This is a genomic window from Streptomyces sp. NPDC044061, from assembly GCF_056434305.1.
This window is the reverse complement of the sequence record NZ_JBWKFL010000003.1, coordinates 112,294-124,530: the sequence shown is the minus strand read 5'-3', so window position 1 is coordinate 124,530 and position 12,237 is coordinate 112,294. Positions and strand designations below refer to the sequence as shown.

Sequence of the window (12,237 nt, the reverse complement as noted above, 5' to 3'; positions counted from 1 at the left end):
GGTCGGTGCAGTCGGCGATGCGTCCGCGGACGTCGTCCGGCACGGGGATCCCGCGCACCTCGAGGACGGCCAGAACGCCCTTGGCCTCTCCCTTGGCTTCTCCCTGGGCCTTGCCTTCCAGATAGGCCCGCTCCATCACATGGCCGCGGCCGGGGAAGTAGTTGACGAACCCCATGATCTGCCTCCACTTGTCGCCGGCGGGGTTCTCCCCCAGGGCGACGTCCAGGAATTGGTAGAAGTAGTCGGCGGCCTCGACGTCCATGCCCTGCAGGGCACGGCCCAGTGCCTCCAGTATGGCGTCGCGGTCCGCGCTGTTGGCGTGTGTCAGGGCGGAGAACGTGGCGAGTGCGGGCTTCTCCGCCGCGGTCCTCTCGTCCGTGATCACCGGGAGGTTGTCCGGGCCGACCACCAGCGGATACGTCCGCTGTGCGATCCATCCGCGCGCCCCGCACTCGAAGGGACCCGCCGCCCACTTCGCGGTCGGACGATCCCGGCACACGACCAGCAGAAGGACCGGCAGGCCGTACTTCGCCCGGAGATACGCGGCGTAGTAGGCCCAGCTCGACCCTTTCTTCGGGTCGCGGCGCTCCTGAGCCTCGATGGCGAGCAGGAACTCCTGGCCGTCCGAGGGGGCGACGCGCAGTGCCGTGTCGATATGACGGGCCAGCGGCCTGGTCTCCGTCACGTCCGTGATGACGGCGTCCACGGTGGCCTTCTCGAGTAACGCGATGCCCAGCACCTTGAACACGGGCGTGAGGATCTCGGGCCGCTCCTGGAAGATCCGGTGCATGCCCTCATGGGCTGATGTGACCATGTGCGCAACTTATGGGCGACGAGGAGCCCTCTGTCCGGGCGGTCGGGGTGCGTTCAGTCTTTCGAGTGGCGCAGGAACGTTCATTTCTTTCGGGGATTTCTCCGCCGCGCTGTCACACACCCCTGGGTGCCGGTGTCAGAGGAGTGTTCGTGACTCGGTAGATCGCTCGATGGGAGATCCTCATGCGTACCGCCCACCTCGTCGTCACTCTTCTCGCCGCCCTCATGGCCGGGTTCTCCGGGACCGTGCTGCTGATGCGTGCCCGGTGGATCGTGCGGGCGCTGACCGACTACCGGGTGCCGCGCGGCTGGTGGACCTGGCTGGGGGCGGCCAAGGTCGCGGGGGCCGTGGGGCTGGTGGTCGGGCTGTTCGTGCCGGTGATCGGGGTGCTGGCCGGGATCGGGCTGGTGGTGTACTTCGCCGGGGCCGCCGTCACCGTGGCACGGGCGCGCTGGTACTCGCACATTCCGTTCCCGCTCGTCTACGCCGCTCCGGTGGTCGGGGCGCTCGTCCTCGGGTACGCCGCCTAGCGTGCGAACACCTGCGCCCGGTGCGCCAACCTTCCTGGGAGCGACGGCCACTGAGGGGTCGGGCTTGGCGGCCGAGGCCCGCCGGGTCACCCCGCGGGCCTCGGCCGTGCGCATGATCTTCCGGCCGCGTCAGTGCGACGACGGCATCGTGGGGGTCAGCCCTCGTCGCCGCCGAAGCGCTCCTTGTACGTCGCCAGGTCCTCGTCGGTGAGTTTCGCGAACAGCACCGGCGGGACGGTGAACGGGGTGCCGGCCGGGACCGGGGCCAGGGCCTTCGCCTCGTCCGCGGTGACCCAGGCCGCGGTGTCGTTCTCCAGGGAGAACGCCTCCCGCATGATCTTCGCCGTCGCCGGGATGAACGGCTCGGAGACCACCGCGTACAGGTGGATCAGGTTCATCGCCGTGCGCAGGGTGAGGGCGGCGCCGTCCTTGTCCGTCTTGATCTCCAGCCAGGGGGCCTTCTCCTCCAGGTAGGAGTTGCCGGCCGACCACAGGGCGCGCAGGGCGGCGGCCGCCTTGCGGAACTGGAGGGTCTCCATGTGCGACTCGTACTCCGCGAGGAGCGTCGCGATCTCCTGGCCGAGGCGGGCCTCCGCCTCGCCCGGCTCGCCGCCGTCGGGGACGTCGTCGCCGAAGCGCTTGCGGGAGAAGGACAGGACACGGTTCACGAAGTTGCCGAGGGTGTCGGCGAGGTCCTTGTTGACCGTGGCCGTGAAGTGCTCCCACGTGAAGGACGAGTCGTCCGACTCGGGGGCGTTGGCGATCAGGAAGTAGCGCCAGTAGTCGGCGGGGAGGATCGCCAGGGCCTGGTCGGTGAAGACGCCGCGCTTCTGCGAGGTGGAGAACTTGCCGCCGTAGTAGGTCAACCAGTTGAAGGCCTTGACGTAGTCGACCTTCTTCCACGGCTCGCGCACGCCCAGCTCGGTGGCCGGGAACATCACCGTGTGGAAGGGGACGTTGTCCTTGGCCATGAACTCGGTGTAGCGGACGTCGGTGTCCACGTCGTACCACCACGACTTCCAGTCGCGGTTGTCGGGGTCCTGGTCGGCCCACTCCTTCGTCGCGCCGATGTACTCGATCGGCGCGTCGAACCAGACGTAGAAGACCTTGCCCTCGGCGGCCAGCTCCGGCCAGGTGTCCGCCGGGACGGGGACGCCCCAGTCCAGGTCACGGGTGATCGCCCGGTCGTGCAGGCCCTCGTTCAGCCACTTGCGGGCGATGGAGGAGGCGAGCTGCGGCCAGTCCTCCTCGTGCCGGGAGACCCACTCCTCGACCTCGTGCTGCAGCTTGGACTGCAGGAGGAAGAGGTGCTTGGTCTCGCGGACCTCCAGGTCCGTGGAGCCCGAGATCGCCGAGCGGGGGTTGATCAGGTCCGTGGGGTCGAGGACCCGGGTGCAGTTCTCGCACTGGTCGCCGCGGGCCTTGTCGTAGCCGCAGTGGGGGCAGGTGCCCTCGACGTAGCGGTCCGGCAGGAAGCGGCCGTCGGCGGGGCTGTACACCTGGCGGATGGCGCGCTCTTCGATGAAGCCGTTCTCGTTCAGCTTGCGGGCGAAGTGCTGGGTGATGTCCCGGTTCTCCGGGGAGGAGCTGCGGCCGAAGTAGTCGAAGGCCAGCGCGAAGCCGTCGTAGACCGCCTTCTGGGCGTCGTGCGCCTGGGCGCAGAACTCGTCCACGGCGAGGCCCTGCTCCTTGGCGGCCAGCTCGGCGGGGGTGCCGTGCTCGTCGGTGGCGCAGATGTACAGGACGTCGTGGCCGCGCTGGCGGAGGTACCGGGAGTACACGTCCGCCGGGAGCATGGACCCCACCATGTTGCCCAGGTGCTTGATCCCGTTGATGTACGGAAGGGCGCTGGTGATGAGGTGTCGAGCCATCGGGGGCTGCTCCCAGGTCGCTATGTGTACGAACCTTGAAATCGTAGCCGACGTGTGTATGCCGTCCGCTTCTCGTTTTACGGGGTGAGAAGCGGACGGCACGGGGTTACGGCAGGTTATTGCACGTCGCGGTGGGTTACGGGCGCCAGTTCGACAGTACGCCTTCGTAGAGCTCGGTGTCGGTGAGCTCGCGGGGGGTGGGGCCCGCGTGGAAGAAGGACGTGTTGTCGGTCTTCAGCTTGCGGAGGTAGTCGAAGGCCTTGTTGTCGTGCTCACCGAAAGCGACGAAGGAGAAGAACACGGAGGGGTGGTTCCCGGCGGCTTCGGTGAGGGACTGGGTGGCGGGGGTCTTCGCGTCCGGGGCGCCGTCCGTCTGGAAGATCACCAGGGCAGGGGTGGTGGGCTCGGCGTTCTTCTCGTAGTGGGCGAGTACGGCTTCCACGGCGGCGTGGTAGCTGGTACGGCCCATGCGGCCGAGGCCGGCGTGGACGTCGTCGATCCTGGTCTCGTGGTCGGCGGTGAGGGTCAGGTCGGTGGTGCCGTCGATCTCCGTGGAGAAGAAGACGACGTGGACCGTGGCCTCGGGGTCGAGGTGGGCTGCGAGGGCGAGGGTCTGGTCGGCGAGGGCCTGGGCGGAGCCGTCCTTGTAGTACGGGCGCATGCTGGCGGAGCGGTCGAGCACGAGGTAGAGCTTCGCTCGGGTGCCGGTGAGGTTGGTCTTCTTGAGGGTGGTGGTGGCGCCCTTGTAGGCGGTGGTGAGGGAGGGGGTGCGGGACTTCACGCGGGTGAGGGGGGTTGCGGGGGCGGTGGTGGCGGCCTGCGACTCGGTCTCGGGCTGTGCCGCCGGCTGCTGCTCTGCCTCCGCCTCGGCTTCGCCTTCGGCGTCGTCGTTCCCACCCGCACCACCCGTGCGGGATTCGTTGTCGGCTGCCCGTGGCCCCTGCGGGGCGTCCTCGCCGTCGGCGGCCTGGACTGCCGCCGGCTCAGGGGCCGCCTCGGCCTCGGGCTCTACCTCAGCCGTCTGCTCCGGCTCGGGTTCCGTCTTGGCCTCGGGCTCCGTGACGGGCGTCGGCTCCGGCTGTGCCGCCGGCTGCGGTTCTGCCTCCGCCTCGGCCTCGGCTTCGCCTTCGGCGAAGTCGTTCCCACCCGCACCACCCGTGCGGGATTCGTTGTCGGCTGCCGGTGGCCCCTGCGGGGCCTCCTCGCCGTCGGCGGCTTCCGGTTCGTGCGCCTGGGCTGCCGCCTGCTCGGGCTCTACCTCAGCCACGGGCTCAGGGGCCGTCTCGGCCTCGGGCTCCGCCGCAAGCTCCGGCTCGGCCTCAACCTTGGCCTCGGGCTCCGGTGCCGACTCGGCCCTCACCTCGACCTCGGGCTCCGCCGTCTGCTCCGGCTCTGCTTCCACCTGGGCCTCGGGCTCCGCCGCCTGCTCCGGCTCGGGCTCCGTCTTCGCCTCGGGCTCCGCCGCCTGCTCCGGCTCGGCCTCCGGCTTCGCCTCGGCCTCCGCGGCAGGCGTCGGCTCCGGCGCTGCCTGCTTCTGCTCCGGCTCTGTCTCTGCCGGGGGCTCCTCCACCAGGTTCGGCTCTGTGGCCTGGTGGGGGACCGTTGCGTTGCCGAAGGCTGCTGAGACCAGTTCGTGTTCGTCGGAGGAGGACGTGCGGGGCTCGGGGAGGTGGGCGGGGGTGGCCGGTGGCTGGGGGGACTGGGCCGCACCCTCTGCCTCGGCCGTCCGTACCTTGCGTGAGCGGCCGAATGCGTTCCGCAGGAGAGTGAGAATGCCCATGTGCGCAACCCTTCGCGTGAGTTGATGCCCGTTTAATCCCTGGCCAGGACGGACACGTAAGGTTAGCGGCCCAGAGTCGGGTTTCGGACGGTGGCCGACCTGTCAATGCGGTGTTGTGATCGACCGCGCCGCGGCCACCTCCTGGCGCAGGGGTTCCAGCACGCTGCCCGAGGGGCCCGTCAGGTCGGTGCGCACGGCGGTGGGGGTCTCTGTACGGCGGACGCCGTCCGACAGTTCGCGCAGTTGCAGGGCCACCTGCCCGATCTCGGCGGCCGACGGAGCCGGGGCGCCGTGGCGGACGCGGACCCGGGCCGCGGTCGTCGCGTCGACGATGCGTTCCACGGCGACGACGAGTGGCCACCAGGCGGCGGCGCGCCGGCCGGTGGGCGGTGGTTCGGTCAGTGCACGCTGGAACTCGGTGCGGATGGTCGACAGGTCCCGGTAGAGGCGGCGGCGCATGCGGGCGCGGGCGGCCGGTTCGGTGCCCGGGCCGAAGGCCGCCTCGACGTAGGCCGCCGTGTCCGCCACCGCGTCGGCCAGACGGTCGCCGACGCGGGTGTGCCAGCTCTCCGGCCACAGCAGGTAGCCGGCGATGAGGGCGATCGCGCAGCCCATCAGGGAGTCCAGGAGACGGGGGAGCAGCAGGGCCGTCCCCATGTGGTTGAGGATGTCCGAAAGGAGCAGGATCACCGGGGTGATGGCCGCCGTCTGGTAGCCGTAGCCGCGGGGGGTGAGGGCCGGGATCAGCGGGGCCAGCAGCAGCATCGCGGGCACGTCCCACCAGCCGCGCGGCACCTCCGCGAGGATCGCCGCGGCGACGACCAGCCCCACGACCGTGCCCAGCGCCCGCAGCAGCGCGCGGGAGAAGACCGAGCCGAAGTCGGGCTTGAGGACGAAGGTGATGGTCAGGGCGACCCAGTAGGAGCGCGGGACCGGGATCAGCGAGACCAGGGCCTGGGCGATGCCGATGCAGATGGCGAGGCGCAGGCCGTAGCGCCAGGACCCGGCGGACAGGACGACGTTGCGGGCCGCGCGCGCGGTGCGGACGCCGAGGGCGGCGGGGCGGCCGAGGCGGTCCTCGATGCCGCGTGGGTCGACGTCGGGTGCGGCGGCGACCTCGGCCGCGTGGCGCACGGCGTGGTCCACGGCCCGGGCGGTCTCGTTGGTGGGCATGGGGAGGCGGGGCAGGACCGTGGGTCCCGTGCGGCCGGACTCGATGGCCCGGGCCAGGACGTGGACGGCCTCGGGCACCTCCGGCGGGAGCGGCCGGCCGGACAGGTGGACGGCGGGCGCCGCCTCGACCACCGGTGTGATCGCGTTCAACTGGGCCAGCAGCCGGGTGAGTTCGCGGCTGCGGCCGTGGTGGCGGGCGCGGTTGGCCAGGATGAGGTCGTAGGACCGGTTCAGGGACTGGGTGACGTCGACGCGGGCGGTGACGTACCGGTCCGGGTCGCCGCAGGCGGCCAGCAGGTCGGCCGCCGTGCGGTAGGCGGCCGCGACGGACGCGCGTTCCGGCACCCCGGCCCGCAGCGGCCAGGCGAGCAGGGCGAGGGCGAGGACGAGCAGGCCGCCGCCGGCCATCAGCGCCGGTGCCACCCACCAGGCGCCCGGGAGCGGAAGTCCCGCGCCGATGACGCAGTTCAGGAGCAGCAGCAGGCCCGACACGGAGGCCACCGCGCCGATCGTGGAGATCATCCCGGACACCAGGGCGACACCGGTGACGGTGACGACCGCGTACCACCCGTGGCCGTACACCAGGGCGCCCAGCGTGACGCCGACCGCGCCGAAGAGCTGCGGGACCGCGATGTTGAGGACGCGCAGGCGGTAGGCGTCGGCCGTGTCGCCGATGACTCCGGACAGGGCGCCCATGGAGGCGAGCGCTCCGTACTCGGGTTGCCCGGTGGTGAGTCCGATTGCCAGGGGCAGGGTCATTGCGATCGCAGCGCGGGCCATCGCGCACCGGTTGAGGGGTGCGCGGTGGGGCTGGAGGTTCCGGACCAGCCAGTCGGGGGGAGTCAGGCCGGTGGGGAACTCGCGGGGCATGCGCCCATTATGGCCGCTTCGCTCCGGCCGGTTCGGGGTCATCTGCGCTGGTGGAGGGTGACGTCGACGACGAGCGCTCGGTGGTCGGTGCCGGTCAGGCGCAGGAAGTGGGCGTCGGTCGCGGAGAAGTCCGCGGAGAGCAGCACGTGGTCGATCTGGGCGCCGATGACGGAGGCGGTGCGGGCGGGCCAGCTGGGGGTGCGGTCGTGGCCGTCGCGGCGGGCGGCGTCGGTCAGGCCGGTGTCGAGGATGTGGCGGAAGGCCGCGTGGTCCTGGGAGGCGTTGAAGTCGCCCGCGAGGATGGTGGGGGTGCGGGTGTCGGCGGCGGCGAAGGCGCGCAGCCGGCCCAGTTCACGTTGCCAGAGGCCGACCTGCCGGGGCAACGGGGGCATGGGGTGGGCGAGCTGGACGCGCACGGTGTGGCCGTCCGCGTCGGCGACGGCGCCGGGCATGCCCATCGTGCCGGGGACGCCGGCCGTCGCCCTCAGCGGGAAGCGGCTGAGGATGAGGGAGCCGCGGGAGCCGCCGGCGACGACCGCCCGCCGGTGCGGGTAGGTGCCGGCGAAGTCCCGTTCCAGGGTGGCCTGGCAGGTGTACTCGCACTCCTCGACGAAGACGAGGTCGGGGTGGTGGCGGCGGATCTGCGGGACCAGGGCGGGGGTGCCGCGTCCGAACTCGACGTTGGAGGTCAGCACCCGCAGGGTGACGAGGGGCTGTCCCCCGGGTTCGTGGATCTTGCCGTAGGGATCCAGGTACCAGGCCAGCAGGCCGAGCACGGCGAGTGCCCACACCAGCCCCGGCCACCAGCGGGTGAGCAGCGCGCACAGCAGGGCGAGGCCCGCCGGCACGAGAAGCCAGGGCAGGAAGGCGAGCAGTTGCGGCACGGGCGTGATGCCGTCGGTGTCGGCCACCCGGCAGCCGAGGACCACGCTCACCCCGGCGAGCAGGAGTCCGGCGCACCAGGAACCCGTCCTGCGTCCGGGGCGATCTGTCACACGGGCGAGCCTACGAGTGGGTGTCCACCCGCGTCAGGAACTTGCCCAACACCTGGTTGAACTCCTCCGCCCGCTCCAGGTTCGGCATGTGCGCCGCGCCCTCGGCGACGTGCAGCACGGAGTCCGGGAGCGCCGCGTGCATGGCCCGCGCGTCCGTGACCGGTGTGTACGTGTCGTCGGCGCCGACGACGACCAGCGCGGGGACGGTCACCTTCGTCAACAGCTGCCGGTAGTCGGGGCGTTCGGCGCGGCCGCGCAGGGAGGCCGCGGCGCCCTCCGGGGAGGTGGCCGTCATCATGCGGTGGACGTGGGCCTTGACCTCGGGTGCGGCGTACGGGGCGACCATCTTCTCCAGGACCTCGTCGGCGTAGCCGCGCATGCCCTCGGCGAGCAGCCGGTCGGCCAGCGCGCGCCGGCCCCGTGCGCCCTCGGGTGTCTCGGGGTCGGGCAACGTGTCCGCGAGGACCAGGCCGCGGACGCGGTCGCCGAAGCGGTCGTAGCACTCCATGGCGATCTGGCCGCCCATCGACAACCCGGCGAGCGCGAAGGAGCCGACCGCCAGGAAGTCCAGCAGTTCCTCGATGTCCCGGGCGTGGCGGGAGAGCGGGACGGTGCCGGGGGTCACCGGGGAGGCGCCGTAGCCGCGCAGGTCGGGGGCGATCACCCGGCGGCCGGCGGAGAACGCGGTCAGCTGCGGGGCCCACATCGAGCGGTCGAAGGGGTGGCCGTGGACGAGGACGAGGGGGACCCGGGAGGATGCGCCGGGGTTTTTGTCCTCGTATGAGAGGAAGGGGGGCATGTGATCGACCCTAGGTGCGTCAACTCCTCGGTGCAATAAAATCTTTGCTCTCGGTGCAATCCGACGTGTCCGTACGGCAGGGGGAGTTGTGGACGACTACCGGCGTATCGCCGACCGGATCGCCGATGACATCGGCCGCGGCCGGTTCCGGCCGGGTCAGCGGCTGCCGCCGCAGCGGGCGTTCGCCCGGCGGCACGGGATCGCCGCGTCGACGGCGGGCCGGGTGTACGCCGAACTGGTGCGCCGGGGGCTGGTGGTGGGCGAGGTCGGGCGCGGTACGTTCGTCCGGGCCACCGAACCGGACCCGCAGCCGGGGCACGCGCTGACCGAGGCGGCGGGCGGCGCGCCCGTGAACCTGGAGCTCAACTACCCGTCCGCACCCGGACAGGCGGAGCTGCTCGCCCCGGCCCTCGCCCCGCTGCTGCGGCCGGACGCGCTGGCCGAGGCGCTGCGGCCCGCCCCGGCCGCCGGTACGCGGGCCGCCCGGGAGGCGGTCGCAGCGCTGGTGGCCACCGGCGGCCCGGGGCCCGATCCGGACGGGATCGTCTTCACCGGCAACGCGCGTCAGGCCGTCGCCGCCACGCTCGCCTCGCTGGTCCGGCCGGGCGGCCGGGTCGGTGTCGAACCGCTGACGTATCCGCTGGTCAAGGAGATCGCGGCCCGGCTCGGCTGCACGCTCGTTCCGCTCGCGGCCGACGAACAGGGGCTGCTCCCGGAGTCGGTGGCCGCCGCCCATCGCACCGCTCCCCTGTCCGCCCTCTACCTCCAGCCGACCCTGCACAACCCGACCTCGGTGACCCTGAGCGCCGAGCGGCGGGCGCGACTGGCGGAGGTTGTCCACAGCTTGGGGACACCGGTCGTGGAGGACCGGATCTGGTCCTTCCTGCACGAGGGCGCCGAACCGCCGCTCGCCGCCCTCGCGCCGGGGCTCGTCCACCTGGTCGACGGGCTGTCGAAGCGGGTCGCGCCGGGGCTCACCGTCGGGTTCGTGGCCGCACCGGCCGGACGGGCCGAGGCGGTGGCGCGGGCCGTCAGGTCCGGCGGCTGGAGCGCGGGTTCGTTCGCACTGGAGGCGGCCGTGCGGTGGACGGGGGACGGGACCGTGACGCGGCTCGTCGACGCCAAGCGGCGCGACGCGCGGCGGCGGCAGCGGCTGGTCGCGAGGGAGCTGGACGGTTTCGCCGTACGGTCCGATCCGGCCGCCTACATCGCCTGGTGGCAGCTGCCCGCGCCCTGGCGGGCGGACACCTTCACCGCGGCCGCCCGGGCGCACGGGATCGCCGTCACCCCGGGCACCGCCTTCTCGGTCGACCCGAGCCGAACCCCGGACGCCGTCAGACTCGGCCTCGCGTCGGCCCCGGAGGCGGAGCTGACGCGGGCTCTGCGGGTTCTTGCGGGCGTCGCGCGGGACGGGTAGGCGCGGGTGGCGGGTGAGCGAGGGCTGCGGTGAGGCCGAGCCGCCGGGTGCCGTCGGTCTTGGGCTGGTGTGGGGCGCCGGAGGCGGAGTTGACGCCTGCTCTGCGGGTCCTCGTCGAGGTCGCGTAGGGCGGGTCTGGCGCAGGTGGTGGGTGAGGCAGGGCTGTGGCGAGGTCGCGCTCGGGCCGAACCGGCGGATTTCGTCAGGCATGGGCTCGTGTTGGGGCCGGAGGCGGAGTTCACGCGGGCTCTGCGGGTTCTTGCGGGCGTCGCGTGGGACGGGTAGGCGCGGGTGGCGGGTGAGCGAGGGCTGCGGTGGGGCCGAGCCGCCGGGTGCCGTCGGGCTTGGGCTGGTGTGGGGCGCCGGAGGGGGAGTTGATGCGGGCTCTGCGGGTTCTTGCGGGCGTCGACCGGGACGGGTAGGTGCGGGTGGTGGGTGAGGCAGCGCTGTGGCGAGGTCGCGCCCGGGCCGAGCCTCCGGGCGCCCTCGGGCTTGGGCTGGTGTGGTCAGTGGGCGTCGCGCGGGACGGGGTAGGCGCGGGTGGTGGGCGAGCGAGGGCTGTGGCGAGGTTGAGCCGCGGGGTGCCGTCGGGCTTGGGATCGGGTGCCGCAGTCGGAGTTGATGCGGGCTCTGCGGGTCCTCGTCGAGGTCGCGTAGGACGGGACCGGCGCAGGCGGTGGGTGAGGCGGCGCTGCACCTAGGTCGAGCCGGGGCAGAACCCGTCGTCAGGCTTGGGCTCGTGTTGGGGCCGGTGTGGGGGGTGGCGTTGGCTCTGTGGTGGTTCGGCGGCGTCGGGTGGGGCGGGGCAGGCGGAGGCAGCGGGTCAGCCAGGCCGTGAGGGCCACCGCGAGGCCGAGGCCGAGCAGGATCCAGGAGGCGGTGCGCAGAGTGGCGGTGAGGGCGTCGTAGACCGCGCCCGCCGCCGGGTGGGGGACGTCGGCGGGCAGGTCGGCGAGGGTGAGTCCGCGGCCGACGGTCAGCGCCAGGCCGAGCAGGGCGCCGCCCAGGGCCGTGCCCAGCGCGGTCGCCGCGACGGCCCGGCGGCGGCGGACGGCCAGGGCGATCCCGGTGGCGGCGAAGACGACCGCCGCGACCGGGAGCCAGAAGCCGGCGAATTCGAGCACCTGGAACCCCTTCCTCAACGAGGCCACCTCGCCCGCCTGGAGCACGGGGACCGCGGTGTGCTCCACCGGGATGCGCGCGGCGAGCGGAATGTGGTCGTGCGTGAGCTGCTGTTTGACCTGGGCGGTGACGGGGGCGAGATCGACGGTGACCGGGCGCTCGGACGCGTCCTCGGCCGGTTCCTGTGCCCGCAGCGCGCGCAGGACCGCGTCATGGGTGACCCGGTTCCCGGTGTCCCAGGCCATCCGGAAGGCACGGGTCTGGGTGAAGGAGCGCACCGCGTCGTGCACGAACGGCGCGACCGAGCCACGCAGCGGGCGGACGTCCATCTTGTGGTCCACCTCGCGCAGGATGCTGTCCCCGACGGTCTCCGCGACCGCTTCCCGCACGTCCGGGTCGGCGGCGAGCGGGGCCATCGTGGTGACGTACCGGCCCGTGTCGGCGAGCCCGTACGACGCCCAGGCGGCCAGCGCGCCGAACGGCACGAGGAGGCAGGCCAGGGCGATCAGTACGGCCGACAGGGCACTCCTGATACGTGGTGGCACCCTTCCAGGCAAGGGCGTCCGGACCACGTGCGCGAGCGGTGTGACTGCGTTCGGGGGACGGCTGGACCGAACGGCCGCACCTCCGGCGGAGCCCCGACCTGCCGCTCTCCGGTGGAGGGTTCACCCGAACGGGTGTTTCCTGGTGGAGGGAGAAGGAGGCCGACGCTCGCGCACACTCCGGCCCTGCGGCCGGTGAGGAGGGAAACACAGGGGAGTGGGGGGGGCCCCGCCCCCTTCCCTCCCGGGCCCACCCCCCCCCCCCCCCCCCCCCCCACCCGGCCCCCCCCCCCCTCCCCCCCCTTGTCGCGCCAGCCCAAAAAA

Annotated in this window: 9 protein-coding genes; 2 read left to right on the top strand and 7 right to left on the bottom strand. The window is 72.6% G+C overall.

What is annotated here, in order from left to right; all coding sequences use genetic code 11:
* Positions 1–814 (bottom strand): hypothetical protein (locus tag AC07CM_RS05370; protein ID WP_478875010.1); only part of this gene is annotated, 814 nt, incomplete at its 3' end.
* 182 nt (positions 815–996) lie between these two features.
* Between AC07CM_RS05370 and AC07CM_RS05365 the strand changes: the two genes are divergently transcribed.
* A complete protein-coding gene (locus tag AC07CM_RS05365) occupies positions 997–1,344 on the top strand; it encodes a DoxX family protein (protein ID WP_478875009.1) in 348 nt (115 codons plus the stop codon).
* Positions 1,345–1,499: 155 nt separating this feature from the next.
* Here the strand turns inward: AC07CM_RS05365 and metG are convergent, their stop codons facing one another.
* The 5 genes from metG to AC07CM_RS05340 form a co-directional block, all read right to left on the bottom strand.
* Positions 1,500–3,215 (bottom strand): methionine--tRNA ligase, encoded by a 1,716-nt coding sequence (metG, locus tag AC07CM_RS05360; RefSeq protein ID WP_478875008.1) that lies wholly within the window; start codon positions 3,213–3,215, stop codon positions 1,500–1,502.
* A gap of 136 nt (positions 3,216–3,351) precedes the next feature.
* Positions 3,352–4,995, bottom strand: coding sequence for a VWA domain-containing protein (locus AC07CM_RS05355; RefSeq protein ID WP_478875007.1), 1,644 nt, complete (start codon positions 4,993–4,995; stop codon positions 3,352–3,354).
* A gap of 102 nt (positions 4,996–5,097) precedes the next feature.
* Positions 5,098–7,038 carry an FUSC family protein gene (locus tag AC07CM_RS05350; protein WP_478875006.1) on the bottom strand — a complete coding sequence of 647 codons (1,941 nt, stop codon included), beginning with the start codon at positions 7,036–7,038 and terminating at the stop codon, positions 5,098–5,100.
* 38 nt (positions 7,039–7,076) lie between these two features.
* The gene (locus tag AC07CM_RS05345) at positions 7,077–8,033 is read right to left on the bottom strand and encodes an endonuclease/exonuclease/phosphatase family protein (RefSeq protein ID WP_478875005.1); all 957 of its coding nucleotides are present in this window, start codon (positions 8,031–8,033) and stop codon (positions 7,077–7,079) included.
* A 10-nt stretch (positions 8,034–8,043) separates the two neighbouring features.
* Entirely contained in the window at positions 8,044–8,832 is a 789-nt protein-coding gene (locus AC07CM_RS05340; protein WP_478875004.1) for an alpha/beta fold hydrolase, read from the bottom strand.
* A gap of 88 nt (positions 8,833–8,920) precedes the next feature.
* Between AC07CM_RS05340 and AC07CM_RS05335 the strand changes: the two genes are divergently transcribed.
* The gene (locus AC07CM_RS05335; protein WP_478875003.1) at positions 8,921–10,249 is read left to right on the top strand and encodes an aminotransferase-like domain-containing protein; all 1,329 of its coding nucleotides are present in this window, start codon (positions 8,921–8,923) and stop codon (positions 10,247–10,249) included.
* Between the two features lie 725 nt (positions 10,250–10,974).
* Here the strand turns inward: AC07CM_RS05335 and AC07CM_RS05330 are convergent.
* Positions 10,975–11,916, bottom strand: coding sequence for a hypothetical protein (locus AC07CM_RS05330; RefSeq protein ID WP_478875002.1), 942 nt, complete (start codon positions 11,914–11,916; stop codon positions 10,975–10,977).
* Positions 11,917–12,237: the final 321 nt, after the last annotated feature.

What these genes read in the sequence shown, in the direction of transcription:
- AC07CM_RS05365 (WP_478875009.1), top strand. Translation starts at nt 997, where the DNA reads ATGCGTACCGCCCACCTCGTCGTCACTCTTCTCGCCGCCCTCATGGCC.
- metG (WP_478875008.1), bottom strand. Translation starts at nt 3,215, where the DNA reads ATGGCTCGACACCTCATCACCAGCGCCCTTCCGTACATCAACGGGATC.
- AC07CM_RS05355 (WP_478875007.1), bottom strand. Translation starts at nt 4,995, where the DNA reads ATGGGCATTCTCACTCTCCTGCGGAACGCATTCGGCCGCTCACGCAAG.
- AC07CM_RS05350 (WP_478875006.1), bottom strand. Translation starts at nt 7,038, where the DNA reads ATGCCCCGCGAGTTCCCCACCGGCCTGACTCCCCCCGACTGGCTGGTC.
- AC07CM_RS05340 (WP_478875004.1), bottom strand. Translation starts at nt 8,832, where the DNA reads ATGCCCCCCTTCCTCTCATACGAGGACAAAAACCCCGGCGCATCCTCC.